This is a genomic window from Streptomyces sp. NPDC029014 (assembly GCF_055564695.1).
In genome coordinates this window covers 99617-117363 of the sequence record NZ_JBVHVT010000007.1, presented here as the reverse complement: position 1 = coordinate 117363, position 17747 = coordinate 99617, and the positions used below count along the sequence as shown (strand labels likewise).

Annotated in this window: 14 protein-coding genes and 3 pseudogenes; 5 read left to right on the top strand and 12 right to left on the bottom strand. The window is 71.6% G+C overall.

Translation table 11 applies throughout. The annotated features are described in order from the left end of the window. Nucleotides 1–594 precede the first annotated feature (594 nt). Both ACZ4VL_RS06005 and ACZ4VL_RS06000 read right to left on the bottom strand, forming a co-directional pair. A pseudogene (locus ACZ4VL_RS06005) lies at nt 595–1804 on the bottom strand (low temperature requirement protein A). 388 nt (nt 1805–2192) lie between these two features. Beyond that, nucleotides 2193–2951: an SDR family oxidoreductase gene (locus ACZ4VL_RS06000; protein ID WP_468196368.1), complete on the bottom strand. Its 759-nt coding sequence runs from the start codon at nt 2949–2951 to the stop codon at nt 2193–2195. Between the two features lie 205 nt (nt 2952–3156). Here ACZ4VL_RS06000 and ACZ4VL_RS05995 point away from each other — a divergent pair, with 205 nt between their 5' ends. Beyond that, nucleotides 3157–4080: a helix-turn-helix domain-containing protein gene (locus tag ACZ4VL_RS05995; RefSeq protein WP_468196365.1), complete on the top strand. Its 924-nt coding sequence runs from the start codon at nt 3157–3159 to the stop codon at nt 4078–4080. A 57-nt stretch (nt 4081–4137) separates the two neighbouring features. Here the strand turns inward: ACZ4VL_RS05995 and ACZ4VL_RS05990 are convergent. From ACZ4VL_RS05990 to ACZ4VL_RS05980, 3 genes and pseudogenes are all read right to left on the bottom strand, one after another. Continuing rightward, nucleotides 4138–5351, bottom strand: a pseudogene (locus ACZ4VL_RS05990) (multicopper oxidase family protein). Between the two features lie 20 nt (nt 5352–5371). Then, entirely contained in the window at nt 5372–5686 is a 315-nt protein-coding gene (locus ACZ4VL_RS05985; protein ID WP_468196363.1) for a hypothetical protein, read from the bottom strand. Further along, entirely contained in the window at nt 5686–6090 is a 405-nt protein-coding gene (locus ACZ4VL_RS05980; protein WP_468196360.1) for a darcynin family protein, read from the bottom strand. Before ACZ4VL_RS05980 ends, ACZ4VL_RS05985 begins: the two co-directional genes overlap by 1 nt. A gap of 94 nt (nt 6091–6184) precedes the next feature. On the opposite strand from ACZ4VL_RS05980, the gene ACZ4VL_RS05975 reads away from it, so the two are divergent. Beyond that, nucleotides 6185–6904: a TetR/AcrR family transcriptional regulator gene (locus ACZ4VL_RS05975; protein WP_468196358.1), complete on the top strand. Its 720-nt coding sequence runs from the start codon at nt 6185–6187 to the stop codon at nt 6902–6904. A 408-nt stretch (nt 6905–7312) separates the two neighbouring features. Here the strand turns inward: ACZ4VL_RS05975 and ACZ4VL_RS05970 are convergent, their stop codons facing one another. The 3 genes from ACZ4VL_RS05970 to galE all read right to left on the bottom strand — a co-directional run bounded on the left by ACZ4VL_RS05970 (nt 7313) and on the right by galE (nt 10936). Then, a complete protein-coding gene (locus ACZ4VL_RS05970; protein ID WP_468196356.1) occupies nt 7313–8587 on the bottom strand; it encodes an NlpC/P60 family protein in 1275 nt (424 codons plus the stop codon). Between the two features lie 262 nt (nt 8588–8849). Continuing rightward, nucleotides 8850–9557, bottom strand: coding sequence for an SDR family oxidoreductase (locus ACZ4VL_RS05965; RefSeq protein ID WP_468196354.1), 708 nt, complete (start codon nt 9555–9557; stop codon nt 8850–8852). Between the two features lie 383 nt (nt 9558–9940). Beyond that, entirely contained in the window at nt 9941–10936 is a 996-nt protein-coding gene (gene galE / locus ACZ4VL_RS05960; protein ID WP_468196351.1) for a UDP-glucose 4-epimerase GalE, read from the bottom strand. Between the two features lie 215 nt (nt 10937–11151). On the opposite strand from galE, the gene ACZ4VL_RS05955 reads away from it, so the two are divergent. Then, nucleotides 11152–11301, top strand: a complete 150-nt coding sequence (locus ACZ4VL_RS05955) for a transposase (RefSeq protein ID WP_468196349.1) — start codon at nt 11152–11154, stop codon at nt 11299–11301. 23 nt (nt 11302–11324) lie between these two features. Here ACZ4VL_RS05955 and ACZ4VL_RS05950 read toward each other — a convergent pair whose 3' ends face one another. Together ACZ4VL_RS05950 and ACZ4VL_RS05945 are read right to left on the bottom strand one after the other, a co-directional pair. Next, the gene (locus tag ACZ4VL_RS05950; RefSeq protein ID WP_468196347.1) at nt 11325–11987 is read right to left on the bottom strand and encodes a response regulator; all 663 of its coding nucleotides are present in this window, start codon (nt 11985–11987) and stop codon (nt 11325–11327) included. Beyond that, the gene (locus ACZ4VL_RS05945) at nt 11984–13138 is read right to left on the bottom strand and encodes a sensor histidine kinase (RefSeq protein ID WP_468196344.1); all 1155 of its coding nucleotides are present in this window, start codon (nt 13136–13138) and stop codon (nt 11984–11986) included. The genes ACZ4VL_RS05950 and ACZ4VL_RS05945 overlap by 4 nt, the downstream gene beginning before the upstream one ends. 258 nt (nt 13139–13396) lie before the next feature. On the opposite strand from ACZ4VL_RS05945, the gene ACZ4VL_RS05940 reads away from it, so the two are divergent. Next, on the top strand, nt 13397–14944 hold the full coding sequence (locus tag ACZ4VL_RS05940) for an alpha/beta hydrolase family protein (RefSeq protein ID WP_468196342.1): 1548 nt from the start codon (nt 13397–13399) through the stop codon (nt 14942–14944). Then, complete coding sequence (locus tag ACZ4VL_RS05935; protein ID WP_468196339.1) at nt 14905–16167, top strand: Tn3 family transposase; 1263 nt, start codon at nt 14905–14907, stop codon at nt 16165–16167. Before ACZ4VL_RS05940 ends, ACZ4VL_RS05935 begins: the two co-directional genes overlap by 40 nt. 89 nt (nt 16168–16256) lie before the next feature. Here ACZ4VL_RS05935 and ACZ4VL_RS05930 read toward each other — a convergent pair whose 3' ends face one another. Next, the gene (locus ACZ4VL_RS05930) at nt 16257–16478 is read right to left on the bottom strand and encodes a hypothetical protein (RefSeq protein ID WP_468196337.1); all 222 of its coding nucleotides are present in this window, start codon (nt 16476–16478) and stop codon (nt 16257–16259) included. 394 nt (nt 16479–16872) lie between these two features. After that, a pseudogene (locus ACZ4VL_RS05925) lies at nt 16873–17697 on the bottom strand (helix-turn-helix transcriptional regulator); the annotation flags it as partial. Nucleotides 17698–17747: the final 50 nt, after the last annotated feature.

The window sequence follows — 17747 nt, the reverse complement described above, 5'->3', positions numbered from 1 at the left end:
TTGGAGCGTCTGGCGTGGGGAAGCGGTGGTCAACGGAGGACAGACCACCAGCTGACGGCGAATGGCAGGTAAACAGTTGGTCGTACCGGGATTTCCTGAGCATGCACGCGTGGCGGCTACACGCGGCGTTCCGTCCGGAATCGGCATATCGCTCCGGCTCTGCCGCACTCGTCTCCCCGCGCCGGGCCAGCGGCCCCCTGGTCAGATGCACGAGGTGCCGGGGAGCGGCGATCACGCGAGGGAAGGGCGGCGCGGATGGCCGCCTTTGCGCAGGCCACGGCCGGACGGGGACGGCGTCTCGGGCGGCCCTGGTCGGACCGTGCACCGTGCGGTCCGACGCTTCACCGGATGAACTTCACCTCTGGGACGGTCGGGCTCGGGCCGTCGAGGAGGTGCCTCCTGCGGTGCCGCAGGTGCTGGTCGAAGAGACACGAGTGGGTAGGCCTGTTGGATCTGTCGATGGCGGTGCCGCTCTTCGACCAACAGCACGAACCTGATGTCCGTGGCGAACTCCCGCGGCCCCAAGAACGGCGGGACCTCTGAGGGCTCCGGCGGTGGCGCCGGAGCCCGGGGAACTGACCGGCAGCCCCGGAATCAGCGGTTGCCGGCCCAGTCGATGCGCGTGCGACCGTCGGACGCCCGCGCCCAGGTGAGGACGGCGGTGGCGAGCAGGCAGGTGAGGCCGGTGAGGAGGACGGCTGCGTCGCCGGCGTACGTGCAGGCGAGGACCGCCAAGGCGGCGAGCGGAAGCGCAAGGCGGTCGGTGGTGGTCACCGCGTGGTGCCGGGTGTGGATCAGCCATACCGTGGCGAGGTAGACGGCCGTGGGGATGGTGAGGGCGGCGTGCGCGGTCAGGGCGGACGTGTGGGTCTGGCCGGTGGCGTGTTCGACGGCGACCTCGAGGCCGGCGCCGATCGCTGCGGCGGTGGCGAAGACGAGGTAGTGGCCGTAACCCCACGGGATCGCCTGCCGGTTGGAGGTCAGGTGGGCGTGCGCGGGCACGGCGAAGTAGATCCACCAGGCGGCGAAGACGATGAGCAGTCCGCCGAGCGCGGTGGGCAGCAGGGCCCCCGGGGCGTGGTGCGCGTCGAGAGCGGACTTGACCGCCACGGTGGCGGCGGCGACGGTCTCACCGAGCACGATGAGGGTGAACAGGCCGTAGCGTTCGGCGATGTGGTGGGCGTGCCAGGAGGTCGGGTGGTCACGCTCGGCGAGGACCGGCACCGACAGCTCGGCCAGGGCCAGCACCACGAACAGCCAGGTGCGCGCGCTGGACGGTACGAAGAGGAAGGCGACCCAGGCGGCCTTGGCGCAGGAGCAGGCCGACCGCGTAGTGGCGGGCGGTGCGCGCGGTGGGGCCGCTCTCACTTCGTGCGGCCCGCAGCCACTGCGTGGTCAGGGCGACGCGCATGAGGAGGTAGCCGGTGACGGTGACGGTCCAGTCGCCGTCGTCGAAGGCGCGGGAGACGCCGGCGGCGTAGACGAGGACGCCGGCCATCTGCAGCAGAGTGAGCAGCCGGTAGGGCACGTCGTCGCAGTCGTAGGCGGAGGCGAACCAGGAGTAGTTCATCCAGGCCCACCAGATGCCGAAGAACACGCAGAGATAGCCGGTGACCCCGGTGCCGGGATGGTTGTCGGCGAGGGCGTGCACCAGGCTCACCCCGGCCTGGGAGATGGCGACCACGAAGCACAGGTCGAAGAAGAGCTCCAGGGACGTGGCGGTGCGGTGGGCCTCGTCAGGGTCGCGCGCCGTCATACGGGTGACGATCCGGCTGGCGCGCCGGGCCAAGGGGCTGCTGCTCATCGTTCACTGCTCCAGGCGCGTGCACGCGGGTCGGGTCAGCCGGTGATCCGCATGAGGCTGATGCGGTCACCGTCGAGGGTGGAGGCGAGGTCGGACGGGCCTCTGTCCAGGCGCGGACGGCGTCGGGGCCGGTGAAGACGCGGCCCCTGTCGTCGACCACTCCGCCGGGGGTGAACGGGCCCGGATGCCGTGGGGCCAGGATGGCGGCGCAACCTGTTGTGCAGGCTGCCACGGGAGCGCTCCAGGTGCGCGGCAGCGCCTCTGCTCGCGGGCCCAGTGCTGCGGGTACGGCCGTCACCGTCGGCCTGCGGTGCTCTTGCCACGGGCCTGGAGCGGTGGGAGCCGCTCCAGGGCCGCAGGGCGGCCGGCTGCGAGGGCCTCGCGGGGGTCAGCGGGTGGTGTAGCCGCCGTTGGCGAAGACGGTCTGGCCGGTGATCCACCAGCCGTCGGTGGCCAGGAAGGTCACCAACGGCACGATGTTCTCGATCTTGGTGAGGTCGTTGCCCAGCGCCTGCGACTTGTGGAACGCCACGCGCTCGGGGGTCTCCTGACCGTAGAAGAAAGGGGTGTCCATCGGGCCGGGGGCGATGTTGTTGACGGAGATGCCGCGGGCGGCGAACTCCTTGGCGGCGGCCCGGGTGAAGTGCTCCACGGGGGCCTTGGCGCCGGCGTAGGTGGAGTAGCCGTCGGTGAACGCCGCGAGCAGCGACGTGACGATCGTGATCACCTTGCCGTCGTCGTTGAGGTGCCGGCCGGCCTCGCGGATGAAGAAGTACGCTGCCTTGGAGTTGACCGCGAACATCCGGTCGTACTCCTCCTCGGTGGTCTCCACGATCGGCTTGCGCAGCACCATGCCCGCGGTGTTGACGGCGACGTCGATGCCGCCGAAGTGCTCCTTGGCGGTGGTGAAGAGCCGCTCCACCTCGCTCACCTTCGACAGGTCGCCCTGGACGGTCAGGGCCGCGCCGCCGGCCGCCTCGACCGCCTCGGCGGTCTTCTGCGCGTCCGCGGCGGTGACGTCGGAGTGGTAGTGGATCACGACGTTGGCGCCCTGCTGCGCCACGGTGGTGCTGATCAGACCACCGAGGTTCTTCGCGCCGGCTCCGATGAGGACGGTCTTGCCGGACAGCGAGTGGTTCGAGCTCATGGTTGGTTCCTTCCGGTGTCCGCACGATGTGCGCCACCAATGTCGCCCGCCCGGCCCCGGCCGTTCTTGAACGATCCGGCCGTCCTGGAACGAACGCATCACGGAATCACTTGGTCACCAGATGCCGCATGCGGCATGCCCCGTACCGCACTCGCCGCCGGGCCGGACCTGTGCAATCAAGGACACGCCCATCGATAATGGGGACGTGCCCAGCTCCACGACGTCCCTGATCAAGCCCCACCTCGTCCATCTGTCGGGCAGCGGACCCGACCTGGACCGCGCCGTCGTGGAGCGCGACAGGGAGCTGGCCGCCGGGAAGCACCCCGTCGCGCAACCGCCCGTCGGCCCGAGCTCGCACGTCCTGGTGGTGCACGCGGGTACGTCGGCGAACCTGCGCTGGAGCGCTGACGGGCACGCCCGCAGGGAACGCTTCCACCGCGGGCAGTCCCTGATCAATCCGGCCGGCTGGGCGTCCCGCCCCCGCTGGGAGGACGACGTGGAGCTGATGCTCGTCGCCTTCGACCCGGCCTGGCTGGAGAAGCTCGCGGACGAGGGCGGCTTCCGCGGCACCTTGGAGATCACCCCGGACTACCACCGCAACGACCCGTTCCTCGCCATGATGGTCGAACGCCTGGTCCTCGAGTACGAGCAGAAGGTGCCCGCCGACACCCTCTACGCCCAGTCACTGGTGCAGGCGGTCGCCGCGCACGTCATCAAGACCGCGGCTTCCCGGGGAGCCGGCCTCGCGCCCGCTCCCTCCGGTCTGCCGCCGCGCCTGCTGGCGCAGGTCACCGACTACATCCACACCCATCTCGCCGAGCGCGTCGCCCTGGACGACCTCGCCCGGGTCGCCGGCGTGAGCCCGTCGCACTTCACCCGGGTCTTCCGGGCCTCCACCGGGCAGTCCCCGCACCAGTACGTCCTCGGTCAGCGGCTCGAACGGGCCCGCAGGGCCCTGGTCACCACCGACACCGCGATAGCGGACGTCGCCGACGCGTGCGGCTTCGCCGACCAGAGCCACCTCACCCGTACCATGCGCCGCCACCTCGGCCTGACCCCCAGCGCCCTGCGTACGGACCGCACACAAGCCGCTACCACGGGCAACGGCAACGTCCCTTTCGAAGCCTGATCTGCTCCCTTCGCCGACGCCCTCGCCCGCACCGGTCACGGACGGCGGCCGTGAGGGTCAGGTGACCTGGAAGGTGGCCATCATGGCCATGTCCTCGTGTGCGAGGTTGTGGCAGTGGACCATGTAGCGGCCCTTGTAGCCGGTGAAGCGCACCAGGACTTCGACGGTCTCGTAGGGGCGTACTCCACGGTGTCCTTCCAGCCCGCGTCCTTCGGCGAGGGCGGGCGGCCGCCGCGGGCGGTCACCTGGAACTGGGCGAGGTGGACGTGGACGGGGTGGTGGAAGTCGCTGCTGAAGCGCCAGCGTTCCACGCTTCCCAGGCGCGGTCGGGCCAGCACGGTGTCGGGGTGGAACGGCTTGCCGTTGACGGTCCACATCTGCCGGTCCTCGCTGGCGGCGGTGCGGCGGAAGTCAAAGTTCCGGACCGGGGTGCCTGGGATGCCCGGGATGTCCGCAGTCGGCGTGAGGGACTCGAAGCGGGTGGTGAGCCGGGCCGGCACACGGGTGGAGTCGCGGGCGGCGGCGCGTACGACATGGAAGCGCATCACGTCGCGCATCGGCCCATGGGCGGCGGTGTTGCGCAGGGTGATGCGAGGCGGTGTTGCGCAGGGTGATGCGACTGCCGCCCGGGTGGCAGTCGAAGTCGACGATGACGTCGAAGCGTTCTCCCGGCGCGATGTGCCGATGACGTTCAGCTGCTGGGGTGCGGGGAGCAGACCGCCGTCGCTGCCGATCTGGACGAAGCCGCCGCGCCCGCCGCCTTCGACGTCCAGGCGCAGCTGGTAGCGGCGGGCGTCGGATGCGTTCAGGAGGCGGAGCCGGTAGCGGCAGCCTGAGACCTCCAGGACGGCCCAGGGTGCGCCGTTGACGAGCTGGACGTCGCCGAGGGCGCCGTCGGGGAAGGCCTCGTGGACGTGGTCGGGGTAGCGGAAGGATCCGTCCTCGTCGAAGGACCGGTCGCACAGCATCAGCGGCAGGTCGCGGTCGCCGCGCGGGAGCGGGAGCTCGTCCTCTTCCTCGTCGGCGATGAGGAAGAAGCCGGCCAGGCCGCGCCAGACCTGCTCTGCGGTGTGGTCCATGCGGTGGTCGTGGTACCAGAGCGTCGCGGCCTGCTGCGGCAGCGGGTAGTCGTAGGTGCGGTAGGCGGTCGTGGTCCGCCCGCCGTGCTCGTTCCCGGCGTGCCGGCGCTCCTGACCTGGGGCGCAGCGGGTGGACAGGCGGAGGTCGGTGGGGTGACCGTCGGATTCCGGCGGGGTGATGCCCCCGTGCAGGTGGGTGACGGTGGGGACGGTCAGATCGTTGTGGACGCGGACCTTGGTGCGGTGCCCGGCCGCAGGTGCGCGGCCAGCGCGCGTGCCTCTCCCAGCGCCTGCTGAGCGCCGACGAGCGCGACCAGGGCGATGCTCGCGGCCAGCGGCCAGGCGGGCGCGGACAGCCGCCGCCACATCAGCAGCGCAGCCACTGCCTGGAGCAGGGTGAGGGCGGCCAGGACGTCGGCGTTGGCCGAGTGCCAGACCAGCAGGTCGAGATCGCCGGTGACGAACAGGACGGCCAGCGCCGCCTGCACGAGGGTGTCCAACAGCACCAGCACGGCGGTGGCCCGCATCAGGCGCACCGGCCACCGCCGCGGTCCGCGGCTGGTGCACCGGCTCGTGCCTCGGTCCCGGCCGGCACCACGGTGGGGCCGAGCGCACGCTCGTAGGCTTGGAAGCCGTCACGGACGCCCAAGAGGATCTCGCCGAGTTCCAGGTAGCCATCGCTGATGAGCGGGGTGTCGCGCAACGCCTCGATGAGGAAGTAGTAGGCCCCCAGGTCCTCGGTCTCCAGGACGGCGAAGTCGGAGACCCGCCCGTTGAAGGCCTCGGCGTCGAAGAACCGGGCCGTGATCCGGTCCGCGTACGCCGCGAAGAGCGGCTCGATGTGCGTGGCGCGCATCGTGTTGCGCTCGGCCCGTGTCAGGGCCAGCCATCGCGGGGTGAGCGTGTAGGTCAGCACGATCCCGTGGTTCATGAGTCCCCCAGAGCAATTGTTTACAGTGTTAACTCTGATGGGGAGCTAAAGTGATAACTGTTAACTTTGTCAAGTGGGAGGCAGGCCGACGGCCATGACGGACACTCCGGGAACCGCTGCGGGCAGGCGCCGGCACCGCGTCCGCGAGGAAGCGCTGGCCGACTCGATGCGCATCGCGCGGCGGCTGCTGGTCGAGGAGGGGCCGGGGGCGGTGAGCGTACGGGCCGTCGCGCGCGAGATGGGCCTGACGGCGCCGGGCCTGTACCGCTACTACGCCGGGCACCGGGAGCTGATCCAGGCCCTGGTCTCGCACCTGTACGACGAGCTGGCCGCCGCCCTGGCCGCGGCACGCGAGCGCCGGCCGGCCGGCGAGCCGGGGCAGCGGCTGCGCGAGGTCTGCCGTGAGCTGCGCCGGTGGGCGCTGGGCCACCCGCAGGAGTTCGCGCTGCTGTTCGCCAAACCGGTCGCGGACGCCGACACCGCACCGGGAGCCGCCGCCCACGACCCCAGCTGGCGCTTCGGCGCCGTCATCCTCGACCTCATGGTCCAGCTGTGGAGGCAGGGCGGCGTACAGGCCCCCGGCGACCTCGACCCGGCCTGGACGGTCCAGCTGGAGGAGGTGCGCGAGCACCTGGTCGGCGAGCCCGTCCCCCTGGAGGTGATCTACGTCTTCGTCAGCGGCTGGGCCCGGCTGTACGGCGCGGTCGCGGTGGAGGCCTTCGGACACCTCGACTTCGCGCTCACCGATGCGGAGCCGCTCTTCGAGCGCACCGTCGGGGAGATCCTCACCGCACTCGGCGACCCGACCGCGTAACCACACCCGTCCGCGGCGGGCCGCCGTCGGGGCCTGCGCTGACGCCCAGCCCGCCCCGGCCGTCACGTCCGCGCCGCTGCCGCCACCCCGGGCGCACAGGAACATGCCGTACCCGAGGTTCGGCGGTGACCCGCCGCACGCCGACCACCATCGCAGCGTGACCTGAGAGCATCGAGCACATGGGCAAGCACCGCCGACCCGGCCCCCGAACCAGCCGTCCCCCGCCGTCCCCCGGACCGACCCTGCCGACCCCCTCGCGGCGTACGACAAACGGCGCCGGCCGGACATCCACGGCGTAACTGGCCAGTACATGCCCCAGCCTCGCCGCGGCCCGGCTGTGGGCCTTGGCGCGTTCCGTCGGGGGAAACGCACCAAGGCCAAGGGCGGAGAGCGTCGCGCTCGGGTGGCTCAGGAGTGGACGACGCCCTGGGTGGCGTAGCCGTTGCCGTCCCAGTCGCCGACGATCGGGGTGTCGCCGGCGCTGCCGTAGGTGGTGCTGGTGACGCTGCCGTCGTCGTGCCGGAAGTAGAAGGTGCGGTTGTCCGGCATGTAGACACCGATGTTGGTGCGGCCGGTGTGGTCCCAGTCGCCGGTGATCGGGATGCTGTTGGCGTTGCCGAAGGCGATCGTCTCGTCGGCGCCGCCCTGGGTGAGGCTGTTGCGCAGGTAGAAGGTGCTGGTGTCCGGGTCGTACAGGCCGACCGTCTCGGTGCCGTTGCCGTCCCAGTCGCCTGCGATCGGCTTCCAGTTGCCGCCGTTGCCGAACGTGAAGGAGACGGTCTGGCCGTCGGACTTCCGCAGGTGGAACTTGCCGTTGTCGGGCTGGTACACGCCGATCTGGTCGGTGCCGCCGTCCCAGCGGCCGAGGACCGGGAGGAAGCCGGGGTTGCCGTACACCATGGTGGCCTGGGCCGTGCTGCCGGAGTTGGCCAGGTAGAAGGTGGAGGTCGTCGGGTCGTACGCGGCCTGGGTGTCCGTGCCGTTGCCGTCGAAGTCACCGGCCAGCGGGACCATCGGGGTGCTGCCGAAGCCGAAGGACGGGCGGGTGGCGGTGGAGGAGCCGGCGGAGTCCGACAGGTACCAGTTCATGGCCTTCGGGGCGGGCGGGGCCGGCGGGGTGGGGGCGTTCTCCACGGCGTGCTTGTAGCGGTAGGGCTGGTAGCCGTTGGAGACCAGGTAGGAGCGGGTGTAGGTGGTGGCCCGTGCGGTGAGGCCCGGCTTCGGCTCCTCGATGATGTTCGCCCTGGTGTGGGCGCTGTCGGCCCAGCCGGTGAACAGCACCACGTGCTGGCTGATGTTGTCGATCGCGTCACCGGGCTGCAGGTCGTCCAGGCTGCCCAGCTTGACCGCGTAGTCGGGCAGGGTCCAGGTGGTGGCGCCGTAGTTGGTCCCCGACACGCTGATGTGCCAGGCCATTGATATCAGCCCCGAGCAGTCCTGCCGGTAGGTGCCGTTGCTGTCCGTCCAGTACGCGCTCTGGCTGTACGGGACCTTCGCGTCGACCCAGGACCGGGCGCGGGCGAGGATCTCCGAGCGGGTGATGTCGCCGCCGACCGAGGAGACGCCCAGGGCCTGGGCCGACCCGGCGAGTGCCGCGCTGCCGAGCACGGTCGACGCGGTGAGGGCGGCGACTACGGTGAAGCGGGCGATCTTACCGGTCTTGGTGCGGGCCTTGCCGGACATGGCTACTCCTTGGAAGGCACGGCGAACAGCCGTACCGAACGTGGGGTGGGAGCGGGCCCGGAGTGAATCGATCTGCCCATGACACGCCTGACGTGAGGTCTCGTCAGTCGGTCTCGGTCCCCCGTGCTCCCTGCGACGTGAACAAGCTTCGCGCCCTCCGCAGGCGTGCGGAAGCACCGCCGGCGGGCCGGAACCGGCCCCGGCCCGTTCCGTCCACCAGGCCCCTCACCTGGGCTTTCCCGGGTAGGGCGACAGCGTTCCGCTACCAGGCCAGTGGTTCGCCGTCACGGAAGAAGCCGCCGGTGGGGCCGGAGTCGGACAGGGTGGCAGCCCATACGACACCGGCGGCGCCTCGCTCGACGGGTCCCCCTCCCGGGCCGCCCATATCGGTGGCGATCCAGCCCGGACAGACGGCGTTGACCAGGATCCGCTCGGCGCGCAGCTCGTCAGCGAGCTTGCGGGTGAGGGCGTTGAGGGCTGCCTTCGAGACCCCGTAGGCGGGGGTTCCGCCGGACATGTGTTCCAGGGATCCGGATTCGCTGGAGACGTTCACCAGACGGGGGTGGGTTGAGCGGCGTAGCAGCGGCAGGAACGCCTGCGCGGTCCGCCAGGCTCCGAAGAGATTGGTCTCCAGGGTGCGGCGGACCTCGTCGAGGTCGACTGAGGCGGCGTACTGGGCGGTGTCGTAGTTGATGGCGGCGTTGTTGACGAGGACATCGAGATGCCCGAACTCCGCCTCCACGCTGGCGACGAGGGCACGGACGCTGTCGGGTTCGGTCACGTCCAGCCGGTGGGGCAGCAGCTCGCCGGGCAGGTCCGTGGCCAGGCTGACGGCGGCCTGTTCGGCATCCTTCGAGCGCCGGGCGCACAGCAGGACGGTGTGGCCGAGCGCGGCGAGCTGACGCGCGGTCTCCCGGCCGATTCCCCGGTTGGCGCCCGTGACCAGCGAAACCGGCGCGGCGGTACTCATGTGTTCTCTCCTCGGCACGAACGATCGGGACCCGAGCAGCACGTTATGCAGTCGCCCTGCGTGCACAGATCAGGCGCGAGTCGTACGCGGGTTGCGGCCTTGGCCGTAGTCCTCACGGACCGTCGCGCCCAGCGACCATCGATGTGACCTCCGCATGCCCGCTCGGCGTCAACTCGGCCAGCTCGGCAGGCGGCCTGCCGTCAACCGTGTCCCTGCGGTGGCCCCCCCATCGGACGACATGACAGGCAACAGAACTGCTTGTCGCTGCGGGGAGGTCGCCGGCAGCGGCTGGACGCAGGGATGCAGCGGCGCACATGCCCGCCCATGTCCGCCCGTACGGCCGGCTCCGAGCGTCCGGGAGGCGCGGAGATGCGAAGGACGGATCAGTCCTTCAACAGCTCGTCGCGCACCTGAATCCATTCCAAGGCGGAGCGGATGCCTTCCTCCAGGGACAGCGTCGGTGTCCACCCCAGCAACTCGGCCGCCCGGTCGCTCTTGGTGTAGCCGCCGGCCACGTCACCGGCCCGCGGGTCGGCGTCGATGGTGGCCAAGGGGGTGCTGACGACGTTGTTGAACGCCTCGCACAGCTCCCGGACCGTGGTCCCGGAGCCGGTACCCAGGTTGATCGCGATCGAGCGCTTCGAGTGCGTGAGGATGGAGTCGAAGCGCTCGATCGCCGCGACGTGGGCCGCGGCGAGATCCCACACGTGGACGTAGTCCCGGATACCACTGCCGTCGCGCGTCGGGTAGTTCGTTCCCGTGATCGGGAACGGACGGCCTTCCTGGTGCGCCTGGATGAGCACACCCAGGGCATGACTGGGCCGCTTGAGCTGGAGCCCGGTACGCAGCTCGGGGTCGGCCCCGACCGGGTTGAAGTACCGCAGCGACAGTACGCGCGGCCCGGCCACGGCGATGTCGGTGAACATCTCCTCGCACACGGCCTTCGTTCGTGCATAGGGGCTCTGCGGCGCCAGCGGCGAGTCCTCGTTGACGGGCGAGCCGTCCTCGGCCCGGTAGATCGAGGCCGAGCTGCTGAAGATGATGCGGTCGCAGCTGTTGCGGTGCAGGTGGCTGACGAAGGCCAGGCTCTTGGCCACGTTCGCTTCGTAGTAGCCGATCGGGTCCGCGACGGACTCCGGCACCACGATCAGCGCCGCACAGTGCACCACAGCGGAGATGTCCGGGTGCTCCGAGAAGATCCGGTCGACCAGTGCGCCGTCCGCGATGTCGCCCTCGTAGAAGGTGCGGCCCTCGGTGAACTCGCGGCGGCCCCGCACGAGGTTGTCGAGGATCACGGGGGTGATACCTGCGTCCAGGCAGGCCGAGGCGACGGTGCTGCCGATGTAGCCGGCTCCCCCGGCGATCAGGACCTTCACCACGATGTTTCTCTCCCGGCCTCGTTCCGTCCTCAGCAGGCGACCGGCAGCAAGGCTAGCGAGAAACCAAAGGCGGGGGAGGGCGTTCACGACACGTTGCGCGAGCGGGTCCGGGAGGCGGGCGGCCGGGCACCGCAGCCTTCGGCGGCAGTGCTGGACTCGCAGTCGACCCACAGTAACCGGGGCAGCCAGGCGATCGGACACGACGCGGGCAAGCAGTGCGGGGCCGAAAGCGGCACCTGCTGGTGGACACCTGCGGGCTCGTGCTGCGGGCGGTCGTGCACTCGGCCTCGGCGCAGGATCGGGCGGGCGCGAAGTTGGTGCTCACCGGCATCCGGGACCTGTTTCCGCAGGTCGGAAACGAGTGATCACCCGATTGCCCGACACCTTCTCAGGCCGGGTGGACCAGGCGGTTGTCGTGGGCGAAGACCACGGCCTGGATCCGATCGCGGAGTTCGAGCTTGTGCAGGATCCGCCCCAGATGGGACTTCACGGTCGCCTCCGCGAGGTGCAGTGCGGCCGCGATCTCGGCGTTGGACTGGCCGCGGCCGACCTCGACGAGCACCTCGCGCTCACGGGCGCTCAGCCGGTCCAGCCTCTCGTCGCTGGCGGCGCCGCCGCCGTCGGACAGGTGCGGACGGAAGTCCTCCAGCAGGCGCCGGGTGATCCGCGGGGAGAGCACCGCGTCGCCCGCCGCGACGTTGCGGATCGCGGTGAGCAGCTCCTCCGGCCTGGTGTTCTTCAGTAGGAAGCCCGAGGCTCCGGCGGCGAGACCGGCGAAGGCGTACGCGTCCAGGTCGAAGGTGGTCAGGATGAGCACTCTGCTCCGCGGGGAGATCTCGACGACCTGTCGGGTCGCCTCGATCCCGTCCGTCCCGGGCATCCGGACGTCCATGAGGACGACGTCGGGCCGCAGCTCCCGGGCGAGGCGGACGGCCTGGGCGCCGTCCGCGGCCTCGCCGACCGGTGTCATGTCGGGCTGGGCCTCCAGGACCGTGCAGAAAGCCAACCGGAGCAGCGCCTCGTCGTCGGCGATCAGGATGCGGATCGTCATGCGGAGGCCGCCCCGCCGCCGCCCAGGAGGAGTCGGGTACGGACGCCCCAGCCGCCGCCCGGAAGCGGTCCGGCCTGCAGCGTCCCCCCGTAGGCGGCCGCGCGCTCGCGCATGCCGGGGATGCCGTGGCCGGGCGGCGCGGCGGCGGGCCGCGCCGGGCGGGGGCCGCTGTCGGTGACGTCCACGCCGACGGCCTGGGCCGAGCACTCGACCAGGACCGTCGCGCGGGTGCCGGCGGGTGTGTGCTTGAGGGTGTTGGTCAAGGCTTCCTGCACCAGACGGTAGACGGTGAGTTGTGCGGTGGCGGGGACGTGGGTGTGGCCGCCGCGGACCTCCAGGCGGGTCGGCAGCCCGGCGGCGCCGATCTGGTCGGCGAGGGCCTCCAGCTGGGCGATGCCGGGCGGCGGGTGGCGCTCCGCGTCCCGCTCGCCGGTCCGCAGGACGCCCAGCGAGCGCCGCATGTCGGTCAGCGCCTGCCGCCCCGTCTCGGAGATCTGCAGCATCGCGGCGGTGGCCCGGTCCGGGGACCTGTGCTGGGCGTAGACGGCGGCGTCGGTGAGCGCGACCATGACGGACAGGTTGTGGGTGACGATGTCGTGCATCTCGCGGGTGATCCGGGCCCGTTCCTCGGCGACGGCCAGCCGTGCCTGCTGCTCCTGGTGCAGCGCCAGCCGTTCGGCCCGTTCCTGCACGGCGGCGAGGTAGGCCCGGCTGGTCCGCACGTTCACCCCGAGGACGGCGGCGGCGACGACCGTCGCGGAGAGCGCGACGAAGGGGGTCAGGAACGCGCCGTCCGGTGCCCAGCGCAGGCAGGCCAGCACGGCTCCGCCCTCCACGACGGCACCGGCGAGGAGCGTGCCGCGCCGGCCTGTGTGCGCGGCCGCCGTGTACAGGGCCACCAGCAGGGCGATGTCCGCGGGCAGTTGGACGTCCATCAGCCACTGGACGAAGGCCGCGGCCGCCACGGCGCCGAACACCGCGAGCGGGGCCCGGCGCCGCCACAGCAGGGGGAGCGCCAGCGCGGCGGTGAGCGCCGCGGCCACCGGCAGCTCCCGCGCCGGGTAGGCGGTCACGACGTTGATGAGGAGAAGGATCGGCAGCGCCGCGTCCCACACCAGGGGCGGTACCCGGTCCCGGTGGCGCACCGTCATACCTCCCCGTCGATCGGTCGTCGTGGCGGCCCGACCGGGACCGTCAACGCGTACAGCCGGAGCCTAGGCCGCGGGGGCGGCGGCGCGCATGAGCCCACCGGCCGACCGCACCCTGCCGGGGTACGACCGCAGGAGGAGGCCCACCACCTCCCGCGGTCGCAGAGCGGCCGCCGGACGGGCGTACCGGTTGCCACCCCGGTCGCATCGCGGCCCGCCCGGGTTGCGACCGGAGTGGCAACCGGCGGCGACCCGGGATCGATGCGGCGGCGCGGACCCGGCGCCGAGCATGGCCGGGTGACCGAAACCATCACGGGGCTGTCGATGTCCCTTCCGGAAGTCCTCGTCCTGCTGGGTGCCCTCGCGCTGGTGGCGGCGCGCTGGCTCCCCCCGGCCGCCCGTCGGCCCGTCACGATCGGGGCGGGGGCGGTGCTCGTGGCGTCCGCGGCCGTGCTGGGCGTGGTGGGGATCCGCTGGCAGCTGCTGCCGGTCCTGGTCGGCGCCGCCCTGGCGTCGGCGTTCGCCCTCCCGCCCCTGCTGCGACGCCGTACCGGCCGACCGGCGTGGCGGGCCCGCTGGTGGCTGGCCCTGCCGGGATCGCTGGCCTGCGCCGGCCTGATCGCCATTGGCCCGGTGGCCGCCTGGGCCTTCCCCGTGCCCGAGTTCCCCGAGCCGTCGGGCGGCTTCGCGGTCGGCACCCGGGTGGTGCAGTGGACCGACCCGCTCCGCCCCGAGAGCTTCACCGCCGATCCGGACGACCGGCGCACGGTCGTCGCCCAGCTCTGGTACCCCGCGCAGAAGAGCCCCGCCGGCGCCCGGCGGGCCCAGTACCTGGGACGCACGCAGCAGGAGGCGCGCACCGTCGCCGAGGCCCTGGCCGGCGGGGTCGGCCTGCCCGGCTTCCTGGTCGACGGCGTCCCGCGGGCTCGCAGTCGTGCGGTCGTCGACGCCCCGGTGGCCGGTGGGGGAGAGCGGTTCCCGGTCGTCCTGTTCTCCCCGGGGTCGAGCGGGGTGCGGACCCAGAACACCGCCTGGGCGGAGGAGCTGGCCAGCCACGGCTACCTGGTCGCCGCCCTCGACCACCCGTACGACTCCGCCGTCGTCGTCCTCGCCGACGGCCGCACGATCCGCGGCACGACCGCCTCCAGCGGGGACCGGGACCGGGACGAGGAGCTGGCGGCGGGCTGGACCGCCGTCCGGGCCGCCGACCTCGGCTTCGTCCTCACCCGGCTGGAGCGCCTGGACCGGGGCGAGACCGCCGACCCGCTCACCGGACGCCTGGACACCGGCCGCGCCGCGGTGGCCGGCCACTCCCTGGGCGGTGCCGCCGCCCTGCAGGCGGCCCGGCAGGACCGCCGCTTCGACGCCGTCGTCGACCTGGACGGCTACCCCCACGGCCCCACCGCGCCCGCCCTCGCGCAGCCGGCGCTCGCGCTCACCCAGGAGATCACCGCCGGCACGGACCCGCGCTACCTGCCCCGCCTCACCGACGCCCTCGAGCACAGCACCGCGACGAGCTACCGGCTTGCCGTCCCCGGCGCCGGGCACCTCACCTTCATGGACGGACCGCTCTACCTGCCGCCGGTGCCCTCGATCGTCGGCGCCGTGGGCCGCACCGAGAGCCCGCGCGTCGTCGCCGGAGCCACCCTCGCCTTCCTGGACGCCGTCCTGCGGGGCCGTCCCGGCGACCCGGCCGAAACCCTCCGGGCCTACGGGAAGGTCTACACGGTCTCACCATCAGCGGCTCGGGTAACTACGAGGCTGACCCCGTGGCTGGCCGAACACGCTCTCGACGGGGCCGCGCGGTAAGGACGGCCGGGCTGCTCCGCTACTTCTCGGACCTGCAGCTTCGGGAGCAGGTCACCAGGGCGACGAACAAGGCGGAGGCATACGACGGGTACACGAAGTGGCTGCACTTCGGCGGGGACGGCTACCTGCGTTCCCGCGATCCCGAACTCCAGGAGAAGGCCGTCAAGTTCCTCGACCTGATGGCCGACACCATCTTCTCCACCACCGTCGACATGACCGACGCAGTGCGCACGCCAGATGGCCGCCCAGGGCCGGGAGCTGAACCCCGACGACAGCGCGCTTCGCCTTCCAGCGGACGGCCTCTGGCGATGCTCTCCTCCAAGGGTCCAGCTGAGGCAAGCCGAAATCCTGTGGAGCCCGCCTGCGTGGCATGGAATGCTCTGGGGCGACTGTTGAAGGAAGGGAAGGTCAAAAAGGTGTACGTCCCGTCATCTGCACGAGCTCTCGACGATGATGAGCGTGAGCTCGTGGAGCTGGCACGCCGCACCATAGACGCGCATACCGACGCCGGGCCCGACGAAGACGGGATCCACACGGTGGGCGCCGCGGTCATGGCCGCCGACTACCGGATGTTCGCTGGCGTGAACCTCTACCACTTCACCGGCGGGCCCTGCGCCGAACTCGTGGCTCTGGGAGCTGCACGGGCCCAGGGCGCCCGCCAGATGCGCTGCATCGTCGCCGTGGGAAACCACGGGCGCGGGGTCATCGCCCCGTGCGGGCGCGATCGGCAGGTCTTCGTGGACTACTACTCCACCATGCGCGTCATCGTGCCCACCCCCGCGGGGCTCAGGTCCGTGCTCGCCGCCGACCTGATGCCGCTGGCTCAGCGATGGACCCCGGAGGCGGGCATGAACGGTCTCGACCCATTGCTCTACCAGGACCCCGAGACGGCCGGTCCCCCGATCATCCGGTTCAACCCCCGCTACCTCGAAGTCGTCCGCTCCGGCGCCAAGACCAAGACCACCCGCTTCCGGGACCCGGCGCAGCTTGGCCCGGCACGGCTGGTGTTCGAGAGCGACCCGGAAGTCGTCCTGTCGGCAGAGGTGACCGGCGTCAGGCACTGCCTGGTCCGTGACCTCACCGACCGGGACGCCCAAGCCGAGGGGCTGACGACCGCAGCCGAACTCCGGGAAGCCCTCAAGGGCCACTACCCAGATCTGGCGGGAACGGACGAAGTCGACGTCATCACCTTCCAGACCGACGACGAGAAGGGCGCCGCTTGAGCCGCGGATGCGCCAGCGACGGCTGGGCCGCGAGGTGACGGCGAGCACTCACAACAGGCCCAGATGGGCCAGGTAGGCGCAGCCGGCGCTCACTCGCGGTTCGGACCGGTCCGCCGGTCCATGAGCCGTATCCCGGCCAGCCGGAGGTCCCGCTCGTGTTCGGAGTCCTGCGGGACGACGGCCTGGACGAGGAGGATGGCGCCGGGTGTCACGAGCGCGAGCACCACGGCAACGGCAACCACCCACCAGGGGGCACCCCCGAAGGTGAGCGCGTTGATCGCGGCAGCTCCGCCGAGTATGGTGACGCCCATCCTGCTGGTGACGCCCGTACGGGCGCGGGCGGTGCGGGGACGCCTCTGGCTGCTGCGTCGAAGTGCTCATCAGGCGGCCTTCTTCCTCGCTCTGCGGCCTTCGGGGCGGCGGGTCGGCAAGGCCCGCGAAACCGTGTCCGGCGGGTGTCCGGACAGGACTTCGGCACAGTTGCGGCCCCGTCCGGACTACCGGACAGAGCCGGACAGGGGTATCGAGACGCCTCTACGCCGGGCGCGCAGAGCCGCACCACTGGAGGTTGCCGTGATCGCAGTTGAGGACTTCGCCCGCACCTCCCCCGATACGCGGACGGCCGGGCCGACGGCGGTGACGGACAACCGCAGATCCGTACTGTCGAAGGTGGGTCACTCGCTGACCTGAGCGAGCGTGCATGGTGGGATGTGCACCTGCTGCGCTGTCCGCGCCCAAGCTCGCGAGAAGGCGCAGCGCGTCCTCGGCGCCGCTGCCGGTAGCCGCGGACAGCACCAGCAGCTCCATGCCTGATTCGTTCGGCAGTGCGAAGTTCTCCTGGTGCAGTTCCAGCAGTCCGACCAGCGGGTGCCGGTACGCCTTGTGACCATGTGTGCGGGCGCGCACGTCCGCGCGGGCCCAGAGGTGGCGGAAGCGTTCGCTGCCCATCGCCAGCTCGCCGATGAGCGAGGCCAGGCGGGGGTCCTCGGGGTATTTGCCGGCGGCCAGGCGCAGGTGGCCGACCACGTCGAGGGTGCAGTTGTCCCAGTCCGCGTAAAGGCCGCGCTCGGTCTCCTCGAGGAAGATGTGCCGGGCGGTGTTCAGGGCCGGTATCGGCTGGCCGAAGAGGAGGCGGGCGAGTCGGTTCCCGGCGAGGACGTCCAGGCGGTGGTTCATGATCAGCGCGGGTGCGTCGGTGACCAGGTCGAGGACGCGCAGCAGCTCCGGCCGGAGCCGGCCGCCCGGCGACTTCGCGCGGGGGCGGCGCTGCCGGGCGAGCCGGTAGAGGTGCCCGCGTTCGGTCTCGTCGAGGCCGAGGACGCGGGCGAGCGCGTCGAGCACCTGCTCGGAGGGCTGGGTGGCGCGGCCCTGCTCCAGGCGCACGTAGTAGTCCACGCTCACCCCGGACAGGTGTGCGACCTCTTCGCGGCGCAGCCCTTCGACCCGGCGGCGGCTGTCGGTGGGGATGCCGACGGCCGCCGGGTCGACCCGGGCACGCCGAGTCCGCAGGAAGCCAGCAAGATCGTCCATGCTCCCAGTATGGCCTCGGCGGTACTCGCGAAAGGTGGTCCTGCCGTTAC